Raw genomic sequence first — 14,014 nt, forward strand, 5'->3', positions numbered from 1 at the left:
AAGTCAGGTGCCCCGCGTTTTCGTTAACGTCCATCGCGAGCAGGCTCGCTCCTACACAGGCTTGGCCCCCATCAATCCGGCAATCGCGATAAAACACACAAAGCTGAACAACGCCAAGGCAAAGGTGAATTTCCCCACCCCACCCGGCGCCTTGCGCAGTTTATTGAGCCGCACCAGCAGCCAGAACCACGCCAGCGCCGCCACGGTGTACAGCACGCTGGAGGCCAGCAGCCAGGTCTGCCCCAGCGGCCAGCCCACGAGATGCACCATCCACCAGCCGGTGAACGGCATACTCAACAGCGCCAACCCCATCAGCAGCCAGACAAACACCCTCGGCCGCTGCAGGGTGCGACTACCCGCCGTCGCGTCACCCTTGCGCCGCGCAAGCAAAACCCAGACTCCCAGCCCCAGCGCACAAGCCAACAGCACAACAGTTGCCACCATGTGCGCCGCTTTCAGGGCAGTTAACGTTTCCATTGTCAGATTTCCTTATTACCTGCCCATCAGCGTAGCCCCTCAGCCAAGAAACAGCTGATAGGCCGGGTTATCGCTTTCGTCCCAGTACGGGTAGCCGATTTCTTCCAGCGCCGCCGGCACCAGGTGGCGCTCATCGTGAGGCACTTGCAGGCCCGCGACGACACGGCCATCGGCGGCGCCATGGTTGCGGTAGTGGAACATCGAGATGTTCCAGCGCCCGCCGAGCTTGTTGAGGAAGTTGAACAGCGCGCCCGGACGTTCCGGGAACTCGAAACGCAGGATCACTTCATCGACCACATGCGCCGCACGCCCACCGACCATGTGACGGATGTGCAGCTTGGCCAGTTCGTTGTCGGTCAGATCCAGCACCGGGAAGCCTTGCTCGCTCAGGCTGGCGATCAGTGCGCTGCGCGGGTCGTTTTCCGGGTGCGTCTGCACGCCGACAAAGATGTGCGCTTCGCTGCCGGTGTTGTAGCGGTAGTTGAATTCAGTGATCTGGCGCTTGCCGATGGCTTCGCAGAACGCCTTGAAGCTGCCCGGTTTCTCGGGAATGGTCACGGCGATGATGGCTTCGCGGCCCTCGCCCAGCTCCGCGCGCTCGGCGACGTGGCGCAGGCGGTCGAAGTTGACGTTGGCCCCGGAGTCGATGGCGACGAAGGTCTGGCCACTGACGCCGCGCTGCTCGACATATTTCTTGATCCCGGCCACGCCCAAGGCGCCGGCAGGTTCGGTGATCGAGCGGGTATCGTCGTAGATGTCCTTGATGGCGGCGCAGATTTCGTCGGTGCTGACGGTGATCACTTCATCGACATAATCTTTGCAGATTTCGAAGGTATGCTGACCGATCTGCGCCACCGCGACGCCGTCGGCGAAGATGCCCACGGTCGGCAACACCACGCGCTCGCCGGCGGCCATGGCCGCTTGCAGGCAATTTGAATCATCGGGTTCGACGCCGATGATTTTGATGTCCGGACGCAGGTACTTCACGTACGCCGCAATACCGGCGATCAGGCCGCCACCGCCCACAGGGACGAAAATCGCATCCAATGGCTGCGGGTGCTGGCGCAGAATCTCCATGGCCACGGTGCCCTGCCCGGCAATGGTGTGGGGATCGTCGTAGGGGTGAATGTAGACGTAGCCTTTTTCGTCGACCAGCTTCAGCGAGTACGCCAGTGCTTCCGGGAACGAATCGCCATGCAGTACCACTTTACCGCCACGGGAGCGCACGCCTTCGACCTTGATCTCCGGGGTAGTCTTGGGCATGACGATGGTCGCTTTCACACCCAGTACCTTGGCCGCCAGGGCCAGGCCTTGGGCATGGTTGCCCGCCGATGCGGTGACCACGCCGCGAGCGCGCTCTTCGTCGCTCAACTGGGTCAACTTGTTGTAGGCGCCGCGAATCTTGAACGAGAACACCGGCTGCAAGTCTTCGCGCTTGAGCAAAATGCTGTTGCCCAGCCGCTCGGAGAGCTGGCGGGCAGTCTGCAACGGGGTTTCTACGGCAACGTCATAAACGCGCGAGGTGAGGATCTTTTTGACGTACTGTTCAAGCATCGGAAAGCATCACTGAGCGGGTTGGGCAGGACCATGGAGTCTAACCCGCATTTTGGCCGCACGACCACCTGTTGTAGGAGCGAGCTTGCTCGCGAAAAACGCAATGGCACCGCTGCACATCAATTTTCACGCGTGATCGTTCACGACCATCGCGAGCAAGCTCGCTCCTACAAGGAACGGTCGATCTGCCAATCGGGCAATGACCTTCCCCGCCCCGAAGCCTATAATGCCGGCCTTTCGTCCCCTCCTCGGCACCCCGGAGCCCGCATGAACCAGGATCAACTCAAACAGGCAGTGGCCCAGGCCGCCGTCGACTTCATCCTTCCGAAACTCGACGACAAGAGCATCGTCGGGGTCGGCACCGGCTCCACCGCCAACTGCTTCATCGATGCACTGGCCCAACACAAGGGCGCATTCGATGGCGCCGTCGCCAGTTCCGAAGCCACCGCCGCGCGCCTCAAGGGCCACGGGATTCCGGTGTACGAACTGAACACCGTCAGCGACCTGGAGTTCTACGTCGACGGTGCCGATGAAAGCGACGAGCACCTGAACCTGATCAAGGGCGGCGGCGCTGCCCTGACCCGCGAGAAGATTGTCGCGGCCGTGGCCAAGACGTTCATCTGCATCGCCGACGCCAGCAAACTGGTGCCGGTCCTCGGTACATTCCCACTGCCGGTAGAAGTGATCCCGATGGCCCGCAGCCACGTGGCCCGCGAGCTGGTGAAGCTCGGCGGCGACCCGGTTTACCGTGAGGGCGTACTGACCGACAACGGCAACATCATCCTCGATGTGTTCAACATGCAGATCACCAACCCAGTGGAACTGGAGACGCAGATCAATGCGATCGTCGGCGTGGTCACCAATGGTTTGTTCGCGGCGCGTCCGGCGGATCTGTTGCTGCTGGGTACGAGCGAAGGCGTGAAGACACTGCGCGCCGAGTAACCTGGACGTCCCACACTTTTGTGGGCAGATGAAAAACCTGTGGGAGCGAGCTTGCCCGCGATGGCTGACGGTCAGTTGATATCTATGTCGACTGATCCGCCGCTATCGCGAGCAAGCTCGCTCCCACAGTGCTTTGTGGTTTTGATTAGAGTTGCGATGGTTTTTTGAACACGTAGAACAGGTTCGGCTCACTGACGAGGTACAGCGTACCGTCGTCATCCACGGCGATCCCCTCCGCTTGCGGCACGTTTTTTTGCAGGCCCTGGCGCCCCTTGTTCAATGACATCGTGCTCAGCGGACGCCCGCTCACATCCAGCTCCAGAATCAATCGCGACTCATCCGACAGCGCCAGCAAATGCCCGCTGCGCTCGTCGTATTGCAGGCTCGACAAGTCCCGCACAAACATCCCCGCATCGCGCTTGGGGTCGTTGATCACATGCACCGAGTAGGACTCTTCGGGATTGAAGCGCGGAAAACCGTGCACCTCGTAGATCAGCATCGGGTTGCGCTCCTTGGCCACGAACAGGCGCTTGCCCACTGAATCGTATGCCAGCCCCTCGAAACCCTTGTTGCCGCCCTTATCCATGTGCACGCCCAGGGTCATTTGCTCGGCGTCTGCCGCATCGAGGAACGTAGTGTCCGGCTCCAGACGAACCTTGATCAGCCGCTGCTGGCTTTCTTCAGCGATCACGTAAGTGTCGGCATTAATGAATTCAACCGCTTCCGGATCGCCGAATCCGACCAGTGCCACACGGCGCAAAACCCTGCCGTCCAGGGACAACTCGATCAACTCGCTTCGTTTGTTGGTGACGGTGAACAGGCTTTTGCGCACCGGGTCATAGGTCAATGCCGATACATTGTCAGCCAGACCATCGATCACCTGCGCCTCGGTCACGACCCGATACTGGTCCAGCGCCATGGACTGGGAACTCGCCGCCTGCCACAGCGTATGCAGATTGAACCAGGCACGCTCGAACAGGCGCAGGTATTGGCCGAGCGCAATCAATACGATCAGCGAGATCACCGAAAGGATCAGAATCAGGGATTTGGGGCGGGTAAATCGACGCATTCGGGCATGCTCAGGGTCAAAACAGGCGGATGAAATATCACGCCTGTCTGAACTGAAGCTTAATGGCCACTGGCCCAGTCCTACAACCGAGCGCAAGAAATCCTATAAACCGTAAACGTCAGCGCTGCTTTTCGAAGCGATAGAACAGGTTCGGCTCACTCACCATGTACAGCGTCCCCGCTTCGTCCATGGTCACGCCTTCGGCGCGGGGAATGGTGTTTTTCAGGCCGTTGAAGCCGCGCAGCAGGGCGATGAAACTGACTTGCTCGCCCTTCTTGTCCAGCTCCAGCAACAGGTGCGAATCGGCGGACAGCACCAGCATGTGGCCGGTGCGCGGGTCGATGGCCAGGGCAGACAGGTTGCGCATGTCCAGCGCATGACTGGCCAGCTTCAGCTTGTCGCCGGTAAGGACCTTGCCGTCTCCGCTCCAGGTAAACAATGCCGGCGGGCGCTCTTCGCCCAGCACCAGTTGCTGATTGCGCGGATCCCAGGTGACACCTTCGAAGGCCTTGTTCTGGTCCTTGGAAGGGCCGAGGTCGTATTTGGGGAAATCGGCGATGTTCAGTTCGCGGGTATCGGCATCGACCTTGACGATAACGATCAGATGCTCGCGCTCATCGACTATGGCCAGCCGGCCATCGCCCAGCACGGTGACGCCCTCAGGGTTGCTCCAACCCACCAGCGGCATTTTGCGCAGCACATCGCCCTGCAAGTTCAGTTCGACCAGGAACGGGTTCTTGCCCATGACCGAAAACAGGGTTTTGGTCTGAGGGTCATAAGACACATCCGATGCTTCGTCCTTCTCCATGCCCGGCAACGGCTTGGCATCGATCACCGCCCGATAGTCCGGAAGCCAGATGCTCGCCTGGCGCTCGGCCGGGCTCTTGAATTGCTCTTTCACCCAGAGCGCGGCCCGCGCATCCCAGTGCATGGCAAATGCAACGCCGTAGGCGACAACGGCCACCAGCAGTAGCCAGGTGTGCCAACGCAGGCTGAAGCGAGAGCGGCGAGCAGGTTTAAGCGCGGAGAGCGGAGGAGTGGCCATCGGGGGAATGCGTTCCAGAAATTCAGGCTAGGGGTAATAGCACAATTTGGGGGCGGCTCAGAGGCCGAAAGCCTGAAATTATCCAGACCGAATGTGAAAAAAACGGGAAATGACAGGGTGGAGCTGTGTGGATTCCGAACCTCAGCCCACCACACACTACTGTGGGAGCGCGCTTGCTCGCGATGAGGCCGTGTCAGCCAATAGAGATGTTGAATGACACACCGCAATCGCGAGCAAGCCCGCTCCCACAGGGCACAGCGGTGTTACAACTAGCGGACGCTGCTGGTGAAGCTGCTGGCGCCAGGCAGTTCCAGGACGATCTCGTCACCGACATTCAGCGGACCAACACCCACTGGCGTGCCGGTGAGGATCACATCACCGGCCTGCAGCGAGAAGCAACCGGCCATGTGCTGGATCATCGACACGATCGGGTTGAGCATGGCGCTGCTGTTGCCGTCCTGGCGAACTTCGCCGTTGATGGTCAGGCGGATGCCGATGTCGGTCAGGTCGGCAAAGGTACTGCCAGAGACAAAGGGAGCAATCACCGCCGCACCGTCGAAGGATTTGGCGATTTCCCACGGCAGTCCCTTGGATTTCAGCTCGGCCTGCTTGTCGCGCAGGGTCAGGTCCAGGGCGGGGGCAAAACCGGAAATGGCGTCGAGCACTTCTTCAACACTCGGCTTGGTCGACAACGGCTTGCCGATCAACACCGCGATTTCCGCTTCGTAATGCACCGAACCGCGCTCGGTCGGAATGCTGAAACCGCCTTCCAGCGGCACCACGCAACTGCCCGGCTTGATGAACAGCAGCGGCTCGGTCGGCACCGGATTATCCAGTTCCTTGGCGTGTTCGGCGTAGTTACGGCCGATGCACACCACTTTCCCCAGCGGGAAGTGAATGCGCGTACCGTCGACATACTGGTGCTGATAGCTCATTACCGACTCCTGCTTCGTTGGCTCTTAAAGTTCGAAAATCAAACAGCGAAAATCTTGCCCGGGTTCATGATGCCGTTCGGGTCGAACACTGCCTTGACCGCTTTCATGTACTCGATCTCGACCGGGGAACGGCTGTAGGTCAAGTAATCACGCTTGGTCATGCCCACGCCGTGTTCGGCGGAAATCGAGCCGTTGTACTTCTCGACGGTTTCGAACACCCACTTGTTGACGGTGGCGCACTTGGCGAAGAACTCGTCCTTGCTCAGGTTATCCGGCTTGAGGATGTTCAAGTGCAGGTTGCCGTCGCCGATGTGACCGAACCAGACGATTTCGAAGTCCGGGTAGTGTTCGCCGACGATCGCGTCGATTTCCTTCAAAAACGCCGGGACTTTCGACACAGTGACCGATATGTCGTTCTTGTACGGCGTCCAGTGGGAGATGGTTTCGGAGATGTATTCGCGCAGCTTCCACAGGTTCTGCAACTGGGTTTCGCTCTGGCTCATCACACCGTCCAGTACCCAGCCCTGCTCGACGCAGTGCTCGAAAGTTTCCAGGGCGTGGTTGGCCACTTCTTCAGTGGTCGCTTCGAATTCCAGCAGTGCGTAGAACGGGCAGTCGGATTCGAACGGCGCCGGGACATCGCCCCGAGCCATGACTTTGGCCAGGGCCTTGTCGGAGAAGAATTCAAAGGCGGTCAGGTCAAGCTTGCTCTGGAAGGCGTGCAGCACCGGCATGATCGAGTCGAAATCGGCGGTGCCGAGAACCATCGCGGTGAGGTTTTTCGGCGCGCGGTCCAGGCGCATGGTCGCTTCGACCACGAAACCGAGGGTGCCTTCGGCGCCGATGAACAGCTGACGCATGTCGTAGCCGGTGGCGTTTTTGATCAGGTCGCGGTTCAACTCCAGCACATCGCCCTTGCCGGTGACGACTTTCATGCCGGCCACCCAGTTACGGGTCATGCCGTAGCGAATCACCTTGATCCCGCCGGCATTGGTGCCGATATTGCCGCCAATCTGGCTCGAACCCGCCGAAGCGAAGTCCACCGGGTAGTACAGGCCTTTTTCTTCGGCCACGTTCTGCAGATGCTCGGTGACCACGCCCGGCTGGCAAACGGCGGTGCGGTCGGTGAGGTTCACGTCGAGGATCTGGTTCATGTAGTCGAACGACACGACCACTTCGCCATTGGCTGCCACGGCAGCGGCGGACAACCCGGTACGACCGCCGGACGGCACCAGCGCCACCTTGTGTTTATTGGCCCACAGGACAATGGCCTGGACCTGCTCGGTGGTCTTTGGGAACACGATGGCGGTTGGGGCCGGGGCGAAATGCTTGGTCCAATCCTTTCCGTAAGCATTCAGGGAGTCGGCATCGGTCAGCACCTTGCCAGGCTCAACCAGGGTCTTCAGCTCTTCAATCAGGGCAGGATTGGTCATCGACAGAACTCTCGAACAATTCATGGTCATCCTGAGAACGCTTCACGTCGCAGGAATGAGTGTTTAGCGGGGTGCATATGCTAGCATACCGACCCCGCAGGATAGTGCCCAAGGGCAGTTCTGCGGCGACGGTTTAGTTGCCGTCCGGGTCAGCATCTGTTGACCACTTCCTGCCATTTTTCTCCGGGATACAGGTTTACGCAGATGAGCAAGACTTCTCTCGATAAGAGCAAGATCAAGTTCCTTCTTCTCGAAGGCGTCCACCAATCGGCTGTCGACGTCCTCAAGGCGGCGGGCTACACCAGCATCGAGTACCTCACTGGTTCTCTGCCGGAAGCCCAGCTCAAGGAAAAGATCGCTGACGCTCACTTCATCGGCATTCGCTCCCGCACGCAGCTGACCGAAGAGATCTTCGATCACGCGAAGAAGCTGGTCGCAGTCGGCTGTTTCTGCATCGGCACCAACCAGGTCGACCTGGACGCTGCTCGCGAGCGCGGTATTGCCGTGTTCAACGCGCCGTACTCCAACACCCGTTCCGTAGCGGAGCTGGTGCTGGCCGAAGCGATCCTGCTGCTGCGCGGCATCCCTGAGAAGAACGCTTCCTGCCACCGTGGCGGCTGGATCAAGAGCGCGGCCAACTCCTTCGAGATCCGTGGCAAGAAGCTGGGCATCGTCGGTTACGGCTCGATCGGCACTCAACTGTCGGTCCTGGCTGAAGGCCTGGGGATGCAGGTGTACTTCTACGACACGATCACCAAGCTGCCATTGGGCAACGCCACCCAGGTAGGCAACCTGCACGAGCTGCTGGCGATGTCCGACATCGTTTCGCTGCATGTACCGGAAACCGCCGCCACCCAGTGGATGATGGGCGAGAAGGAAATCCGCGCCATCAAGAAAGGCGGCATCCTGATCAACGCCGCCCGCGGCACCGTGGTCGAGCTGGACCACCTGGCTGCGGCCATCAAGGACAAGCACCTGATTGGCGCGGCCATCGACGTATTCCCGGTGGAGCCACGTTCCAACGACGAAGAGTTCGAAAGCCCGCTGCGTGGCCTGGACAACGTGATCCTGACCCCGCACATCGGTGGCTCTACCGCCGAAGCCCAGGCCAACATCGGTCTGGAAGTCGCAGAGAAGCTGGTCAAGTACAGCGACAACGGTACTTCGGTATCGTCCGTGAACTTCCCGGAAGTGGCCCTGCCGGCTCACCCTGGCAAGCACCGCCTGCTGCACATCCACGAAAACATTCCGGGCGTACTCAGCGAGATCAACAAGGTCTTCGCCGAAAACGGCATCAACATCTCCGGTCAGTTCCTGCAGACCAACGAGAAGGTCGGCTACGTGGTAATCGACGTCGACGCCGAGTACTCGGACCTGGCGCAAGAGAAGCTGCAACACGTCAAAGGCACCATCCGTAGCCGCGTGTTGTTCTAAGAGCAGCTAAAGCAGCAGCTTCAAGCGGCAAGTCGAGTTCGCTTTTGCTTTGACTTGATGTTTATAGCTTGAAGCTCTCAGCTATAAAAAAGGGAGCCCCTCCGAAGGGGCTCCCTTTTTTTATTTCACATTGACGGTGATCTTCTCGGAAACGATCGGCGGATCGAACGGCATGTGGTTGCTATCGCCCAGTTCGAGCTGCAAGGTGTGCTTGCCCGGCGTCAGCGTCACTTCAGCCTGGGTCTGCGCGGCGCCGAAATGCTGGTGGTTGGCATCTTTGGGGATCGGCGCACCGGCGGCTGGCAGCTCATCGACATCGATCAGCAAATGGTGATGACCGGTGTTCTTGGTGGTATTGCCCGCTGGAGCCAAGGCAATGTTCTCGACGGCGAACTTCACGACGACAGTCTGGGGAACCGTCGCGCCGTCCTTGGGAGACACGATGGACACTTCGGCGCCATTCGGAGCTGGCGTTGCAGCACTGGCCAGCACCGAAACACCCATCAACAGGCCAGCCAAAGCAGCACGTGACATAAAGGTTTTCATTCTCTTCTCCAGTTTTTCCGTAAAATCCGCGTGACCATGACAACTTCATGGCCATTTGTTGTCGAAGGCACTCGACAACCATAGCAAAGCGAGCCTGAATCAGAGGGTCGCAATAATAAATTCAAAGGAGTGACCATGCGCTTTCTGCCTGGCCTGATCTGCCTGCTACCCCTTTTGAGCCCGCTGGCTCACGCCGAACTGATTGATGACATCAATGACCGGGGTGAATTGCGCATTGCCGTTGAAGCCAATACCCCCCCGTTCAACTTCAAGGATGACGACAAGCTCACCGGCTTCGAAGTCGAGCTGGGCCAACTGCTGGCAAGTGAACTCGATGTCCGGGCCGACTTTGTCGTCACCGACGGCAGCGATCTGCTGACCGGCGTCGAAAGCGGCAAATACGACATCGCCATCAACCACATAGCAGTGACCCCGGATCTCAAGGATCGTTTCGACTTCAGCGAACCTTACATTCAAACTCATACGCAATTGATCGCGCAGAAAGAAGAGCCGCGCTCTATTTTGCTAGTGCAGTCGCTGACAGAGGAGAAGCCCAAGACCAATCCGGCCGTGAGCCTGGCGATTCCGTTTCAGAAGGGTAATCCGGCGTTCCATGCCAGCCTGGAAAACGCGTTGCAGCGCATCAAGGATGACGGACGGCTGCAAGCGCTGGAGCAGAAGTGGCTGGGGGCGGATGCGGGAGTAATGCCGAAACAATAACCTGTAGGAGCTGGCTTGCCAGCGATGAGGCCTTAACATTCAACGCTTGTGTTGCCTGTTACGTCGTCTTCGCTGGCAAGCCAGCTCCTACAGGGTCTTGTGTGGAGCGTCAGTCGAGTGCGGCCAATGCCTGCGCCGCTTGCGCCAGCTCCAACTCACTGAACACCCGCACCCCATGGCGATTGAGCAGTGCCGCCGTCACGCCCTCTCCGCTGACCTTCACGCCACTGAACGTCCCGTCATAGGTCAGCAGATTGCCGCAGGACGGGCTGTTGGCCTTGAGGATGGCGATGCGGATGCCATGTTTTTGCACCAGTTCCAACGCCTGATACGCCCCGGACAGGAACTGCGCACTGACGTCCTCGCCTTCGCTAGTGATCACCAACGCCTGGCCATCGAGGACTTGCGCGCCCTGCCCGCCTGGAATCTCCGCTGCTGCCCGAGGCGTCGGCAAGCCACCAGCGACCTCCGGGCACAACGGCACGACCCGACCGTCATCAAGCCACTGCTGAAGCTGATCGAACGGCCCGCTGGCCCCGCCGTCGTATCGGACACGGTGGCCCAACAGGCAACGGCTGACGAGAATTTTCTGCATGCTCAGAACGGCTCGTTGCCGCGCCGACGGAACCAGCCGGTCAGAGACAGGCGATCGCGGGTCGCGGGCAGGACTTCGTGGGGGACTTCACCGGAGAGAAACACCACCAGGCAGCCGCCGGTAGGCTGCACGTCGTGGACGCGATCGCTGTCGAGGTACATGCGCAACTGGCCACCGTTTTCGGGAAGCCAGGCGTCATTGAGGTAAACCACCGCCGAAACCATGCGCCGGTCGTCATCACGAAAGCGGTCGACGTGCTTCAGGTAGAAGGCACCCGGTGGGTACATCGCAAAATGGCTTTCGAAATCCTCGAGGCCGAGAAACAGACCGCGATTGATCGCCTCGCGCAGGCTGTCCATCAGGCTCAGGTAGCTGTCGCAAGCCTCGGCCTGGCCGGGGTCGATCCACTGGATATGGTCGCCACGAATCCCTTCGCGGATCTCCGATGACGGCCCACGGCCCACGGCAGCCGGAGCCAGTTCACCCTCGGCAGCACGTTTGCGACACTCGGCCGCCAGCGCCCGGGTCAGATCCAGAGGCAGGAAAATATTCTGCTGCGACCAGCCGTGTTCGGCCAGGTCGTCGACGATTCGCAGCAGCAGCGGGTGATCAGAGGATATTTGCATGGCGCGCATAGTATTCCTGTGCCCGGAAATCCGACAGAGCCGCGCAGCGGGTTGATACGAATTCTCGACAAGTACCGATACCCCACGGAGAATAGTCGCCTGCTGAGTGGAGTCCCTATGCGCCGTTTGCTTTTATCACTGCTGATGTTCTGCGTTTTGCCCGCCTGGGCAGACGGCCACGACCAGTTGTACAAGGTCGCCGGCTGGCCGGAACAACGCGCGCATTTCAGCGACGCCCTCTCGGCTGCCCAACAACGCTATCAGGGCAGCCTGCCTCCGGCGGTGTTTCAGGCACTGGTCAGCAACAGCAATCAACGTTTTTCTGCCCAGGCCGTGGACCAGCGCGCCGAAGCGCAATTGCGCAAAAATCTCGCCGATCCCAAACCCGCGCTGACGTTTTTCCAGTCGCCCCTGGGCAAGAAAATCGTCGCCGCCGAGCTGCTGGCGACACGTCGCGACCAACTGGCGAAAAACGCCAAGGGCCTGCCGAAGATGCAGGCCAGCGACAGCCGCCTGCTGATCATCGGCCATTTGGCACAAGCGCTGCCCGCACGCGAGGCCGGCGCGGAAGTCAGCCTGGCGATTGCCGGCGTTGCCGCCGACAGCTTGAGCTCGATGATCCCGGGGTTGCTTGGTGCAGGTCAGGCCCAGGGTATGCTCAACGGGCAACGCCAGCGCCTGATGGACCAGATCGGCAGCGACCTCAACAACACACTGCTGTATGTCTACCGCGATCTGTCGGACGAAGAGCTGGAAGAGTTCGCGACCTTTGCCGAATCGGCGGAAGGCCAGGCTTATTATCAAGCGGCGCTGGCGGCAATTCGGGCGGGGTTGGCGGTGGGGCAGAGCAATTCGAACCTGACCCAATAATCTTCGTCGGCTGATAGATCGCAATCGCTGGCAAGCCAGCTCCTACAGTGTTTTGAGTCACCCCACAATTTTGTGATCACCGCAAAACCTGTGGGAGCGAGCTTGCTCGCGATGGGGCCGGCACAGTCACTAGGGATTGCGGCCCTTGATCCGCTTGGTCAAAAACCCGAAATACTCCTGCCGCATCACCAGCGTCTCATTCGCCAGATGATGCCGCGCCTCGGGCAGCATCAGCACCTGCGGTCGATCAAACTTGCCCCGCAACACCTCCAGGTTGTGCTCCCAATCGACCGTCATGTCGGCCTGCCCCTGCACGATCAGTGGCCGGCGGGTGCTCATGGGGGCGGCCTCGATGCGTTTGATCCAGCGCGCCAACGCGCCCACCCAGGCGGTCGGCAGACGCAGAGGCTGCAACGGATCGGCTTGCAGGAACGGCAGAAAAGCCGGGTCGTTGGAGTTCTCGCTGAAACGCCGGGCGATGGCTTTGACGAAAGGCTTGAGCACGTAGTAACTCAGTTGCGACCAACCCCAGGCCCGCGGCCGCACCAGCGGCGACAGCAGAATCACCTGCCCCTGGGCCGGACTGTTCGCCCCCGCATTCAACACATGATCGATCACGATCGCCCCGCCGGTACTCTGCCCGCACAGGTGCCACGGTTGCGGCAAGTCGAGGGATTGCGCCTCACTGAACAAGCCTTGCAACGTGTCCTGGTACTCAGCGAAATCCTTGATGCTGGCCCGCTCGCCGCTGGACAGCCCATGCCCCGGCAAGTCGCAGGCAATCACCGCAAAGCCCTGGTCCAGCGCCCACTCGATCACATGCCGGTAGAGCCCGGTGTGGTCGTAGAAACCGTGGATGACAAACAGCGTCGCCTTCGCCTGCTCGGGCCACCAGAACTGGCTGACCAGTTCATATCCATCGACCTCGAATCGCCCAAGGCCACTGCGCACCTGACGCGGGGCAAAATCCAGCCCGTAGAATCGCTGGTAGGCCTGCGCCTGCGCCGACAACGGCTGGCCAGCGGCCAATGGCAGCAGACTTGCACGTAGAAGATCAGGATCGAAAGTAGCCGGCATGGACGATTCCAGAGCGTGAAACGGACTTTATAGGCCTGCGATATTCTTCTGTCGCGGCAAGCATGGCAAGCTAACCGACCTTCGAGGATTGAACCGATGCGCCCGCCCTTTCGCGCCACATTGTTTGCCAGCCTGCTCGCCGTGGTGTGTGCCGGCGTATTGTGGGCGGCCTACGACTGGTTTCAGGGGCGTTACCTGCGGGCATTCAGCGAGCACACGGCGATGTTCTCCGGTGATCCGCTGCGCCTTCCCGATGACCTCGCAGGCCCTGGTGCCATCCGCCTGGTGCATTTCTGGGACCCGGCCTGCCCGTGCAATGTCGGCAATCAACAGCACCTGACCGAACTGGTCGAGCGCTACGTCCCCCATGGCGTGGAATTCTATGCAGTGCAGAAACCCGGCAGTCACGGCCAGTTGCCGGGCACCTTGAGCAGCCTCAAATCCATCGACATCCTGCCCGGCTCCGAACAGATCCCCGCCAGCCCGGCTGTGGCGATCTGGGATCGCAGCGGCAAACTGGCGTACTTCGGCCCGTACAGCGAAGGCCTGACCTGCAACTCCAGCAACAGCTTTATCGAACCGATCCTGCAGGCGCTGGATGAGGGACGTGCGGTGAGTGCAACCCACACACTGGCCGTGGGGTGTTACTGCCCGTGGCCTGTCGGTCCAGCGAAATAGGCAAAGACGCGCC

General features: G+C 60.2%; 15 protein-coding genes. 5 read left to right on the forward strand and 10 right to left on the reverse strand.

Translation table 11 applies throughout. The features are described 5' to 3' along the window. Positions 1-51: 51 nt before the first annotated feature. Together B0D71_RS17050 and ilvA are read right to left on the reverse strand one after the other, a co-directional pair. Positions 52-477, reverse strand: coding sequence for a DUF2269 domain-containing protein (locus B0D71_RS17050; RefSeq protein WP_007976406.1), 426 nt, complete (start codon positions 475-477; stop codon positions 52-54). Between the two features lie 39 nt (positions 478-516). Beyond that, on the reverse strand, positions 517-2,031 hold the full coding sequence (ilvA, locus tag B0D71_RS17055) for a threonine ammonia-lyase, biosynthetic (protein ID WP_103395818.1): 1,515 nt from the start codon (positions 2,029-2,031) through the stop codon (positions 517-519). A 267-nt stretch (positions 2,032-2,298) separates the two neighbouring features. On the opposite strand from ilvA, the gene rpiA reads away from it, so the two are divergent. Next, on the forward strand, positions 2,299-2,973 hold the full coding sequence (gene rpiA / locus B0D71_RS17060) for a ribose-5-phosphate isomerase RpiA (RefSeq protein WP_015097253.1): 675 nt from the start codon (positions 2,299-2,301) through the stop codon (positions 2,971-2,973). Positions 2,974-3,118: 145 nt separating this feature from the next. Here rpiA and B0D71_RS17065 read toward each other — a convergent pair whose 3' ends face one another. From B0D71_RS17065 to B0D71_RS17080, 4 genes are all read right to left on the reverse strand, one after another. Continuing rightward, positions 3,119-4,042 carry an SdiA-regulated domain-containing protein gene (locus tag B0D71_RS17065; RefSeq protein ID WP_103395819.1) on the reverse strand — a complete coding sequence of 308 codons (924 nt, stop codon included), beginning with the start codon at positions 4,040-4,042 and terminating at the stop codon, positions 3,119-3,121. A 118-nt stretch (positions 4,043-4,160) separates the two neighbouring features. Further along, a complete protein-coding gene (locus tag B0D71_RS17070) occupies positions 4,161-5,087 on the reverse strand; it encodes an SdiA-regulated domain-containing protein (protein ID WP_103395820.1) in 927 nt (308 codons plus the stop codon). A 269-nt stretch (positions 5,088-5,356) separates the two neighbouring features. Next, complete coding sequence (locus B0D71_RS17075; RefSeq protein ID WP_103395821.1) at positions 5,357-6,022, reverse strand: fumarylacetoacetate hydrolase family protein; 666 nt, start codon at positions 6,020-6,022, stop codon at positions 5,357-5,359. A 38-nt stretch (positions 6,023-6,060) separates the two neighbouring features. Further along, the gene (locus B0D71_RS17080) at positions 6,061-7,455 is read right to left on the reverse strand and encodes an FAD-binding oxidoreductase (protein WP_033052123.1); all 1,395 of its coding nucleotides are present in this window, start codon (positions 7,453-7,455) and stop codon (positions 6,061-6,063) included. A gap of 204 nt (positions 7,456-7,659) precedes the next feature. Between B0D71_RS17080 and serA the strand changes: the two genes are divergently transcribed. Continuing rightward, the gene (serA, locus tag B0D71_RS17085; protein WP_007976393.1) at positions 7,660-8,889 is read left to right on the forward strand and encodes a phosphoglycerate dehydrogenase; all 1,230 of its coding nucleotides are present in this window, start codon (positions 7,660-7,662) and stop codon (positions 8,887-8,889) included. A gap of 120 nt (positions 8,890-9,009) precedes the next feature. Here serA and B0D71_RS17090 read toward each other — a convergent pair whose 3' ends face one another. Continuing rightward, positions 9,010-9,435 (reverse strand): DUF4399 domain-containing protein, encoded by a 426-nt coding sequence (locus tag B0D71_RS17090; protein WP_103395822.1) that lies wholly within the window; start codon positions 9,433-9,435, stop codon positions 9,010-9,012. Positions 9,436-9,570: 135 nt separating this feature from the next. Here B0D71_RS17090 and B0D71_RS17095 point away from each other — a divergent pair, with 135 nt between their 5' ends. Beyond that, the gene (locus tag B0D71_RS17095; protein ID WP_103395823.1) at positions 9,571-10,155 is read left to right on the forward strand and encodes a transporter substrate-binding domain-containing protein; all 585 of its coding nucleotides are present in this window, start codon (positions 9,571-9,573) and stop codon (positions 10,153-10,155) included. Between the two features lie 109 nt (positions 10,156-10,264). Here B0D71_RS17095 and B0D71_RS17100 read toward each other — a convergent pair whose 3' ends face one another. Together B0D71_RS17100 and B0D71_RS17105 are read right to left on the reverse strand one after the other, a co-directional pair. Next, the gene (locus B0D71_RS17100; protein WP_103395824.1) at positions 10,265-10,750 is read right to left on the reverse strand and encodes a 2-thiouracil desulfurase family protein; all 486 of its coding nucleotides are present in this window, start codon (positions 10,748-10,750) and stop codon (positions 10,265-10,267) included. Between the two features lie 2 nt (positions 10,751-10,752). Continuing rightward, the gene (locus tag B0D71_RS17105) at positions 10,753-11,385 is read right to left on the reverse strand and encodes a 2OG-Fe(II) oxygenase (RefSeq protein WP_103395825.1); all 633 of its coding nucleotides are present in this window, start codon (positions 11,383-11,385) and stop codon (positions 10,753-10,755) included. A 108-nt stretch (positions 11,386-11,493) separates the two neighbouring features. Here B0D71_RS17105 and B0D71_RS17110 point away from each other — a divergent pair, with 108 nt between their 5' ends. Beyond that, positions 11,494-12,246, forward strand: coding sequence for a DUF2059 domain-containing protein (locus B0D71_RS17110; protein WP_103395826.1), 753 nt, complete (start codon positions 11,494-11,496; stop codon positions 12,244-12,246). Between the two features lie 129 nt (positions 12,247-12,375). Here B0D71_RS17110 and bipL read toward each other — a convergent pair whose 3' ends face one another. Then, positions 12,376-13,323: a phospholipase BipL gene (bipL, locus tag B0D71_RS17115; RefSeq protein WP_103395827.1), complete on the reverse strand. Its 948-nt coding sequence runs from the start codon at positions 13,321-13,323 to the stop codon at positions 12,376-12,378. A gap of 96 nt (positions 13,324-13,419) precedes the next feature. Here bipL and B0D71_RS17120 point away from each other — a divergent pair, with 96 nt between their 5' ends. Then, on the forward strand, positions 13,420-14,001 hold the full coding sequence (locus B0D71_RS17120; protein WP_103395828.1) for a DUF6436 domain-containing protein: 582 nt from the start codon (positions 13,420-13,422) through the stop codon (positions 13,999-14,001). Positions 14,002-14,014: the final 13 nt, after the last annotated feature.

The organism is Pseudomonas laurylsulfativorans (assembly GCF_002906155.1).
In the GTDB taxonomy this organism is placed as follows: Bacteria; Pseudomonadota; Gammaproteobacteria; order Pseudomonadales; family Pseudomonadaceae; genus Aquipseudomonas; species Aquipseudomonas laurylsulfativorans.

Bases quoted from the DNA above. Each gene is read 5' to 3' on its own strand.
- B0D71_RS17050 (WP_007976406.1), bottom strand. From the start codon at position 477: ATGGAAACGTTAACTGCCCTGAAAGCGGCGCACATGGTGGCAACTGTT.
- ilvA (WP_103395818.1), bottom strand. From the start codon at position 2,031: ATGCTTGAACAGTACGTCAAAAAGATCCTCACCTCGCGCGTTTATGAC.
- rpiA (WP_015097253.1), top strand. From the start codon at position 2,299: ATGAACCAGGATCAACTCAAACAGGCAGTGGCCCAGGCCGCCGTCGAC.
- B0D71_RS17065 (WP_103395819.1), bottom strand. From the start codon at position 4,042: ATGCGTCGATTTACCCGCCCCAAATCCCTGATTCTGATCCTTTCGGTG.
- B0D71_RS17070 (WP_103395820.1), bottom strand. From the start codon at position 5,087: ATGGCCACTCCTCCGCTCTCCGCGCTTAAACCTGCTCGCCGCTCTCGC.
- B0D71_RS17075 (WP_103395821.1), bottom strand. From the start codon at position 6,022: ATGAGCTATCAGCACCAGTATGTCGACGGTACGCGCATTCACTTCCCG.
- B0D71_RS17080 (WP_033052123.1), bottom strand. From the start codon at position 7,455: ATGACCAATCCTGCCCTGATTGAAGAGCTGAAGACCCTGGTTGAGCCT.
- serA (WP_007976393.1), top strand. From the start codon at position 7,660: ATGAGCAAGACTTCTCTCGATAAGAGCAAGATCAAGTTCCTTCTTCTC.
- B0D71_RS17090 (WP_103395822.1), bottom strand. From the start codon at position 9,435: ATGAAAACCTTTATGTCACGTGCTGCTTTGGCTGGCCTGTTGATGGGT.
- B0D71_RS17095 (WP_103395823.1), top strand. From the start codon at position 9,571: ATGCGCTTTCTGCCTGGCCTGATCTGCCTGCTACCCCTTTTGAGCCCG.
- B0D71_RS17100 (WP_103395824.1), bottom strand. From the start codon at position 10,750: ATGCAGAAAATTCTCGTCAGCCGTTGCCTGTTGGGCCACCGTGTCCGA.
- B0D71_RS17105 (WP_103395825.1), bottom strand. From the start codon at position 11,385: ATGCGCGCCATGCAAATATCCTCTGATCACCCGCTGCTGCTGCGAATC.
- B0D71_RS17110 (WP_103395826.1), top strand. From the start codon at position 11,494: ATGCGCCGTTTGCTTTTATCACTGCTGATGTTCTGCGTTTTGCCCGCC.
- bipL (WP_103395827.1), bottom strand. From the start codon at position 13,323: ATGCCGGCTACTTTCGATCCTGATCTTCTACGTGCAAGTCTGCTGCCA.
- B0D71_RS17120 (WP_103395828.1), top strand. From the start codon at position 13,420: ATGCGCCCGCCCTTTCGCGCCACATTGTTTGCCAGCCTGCTCGCCGTG.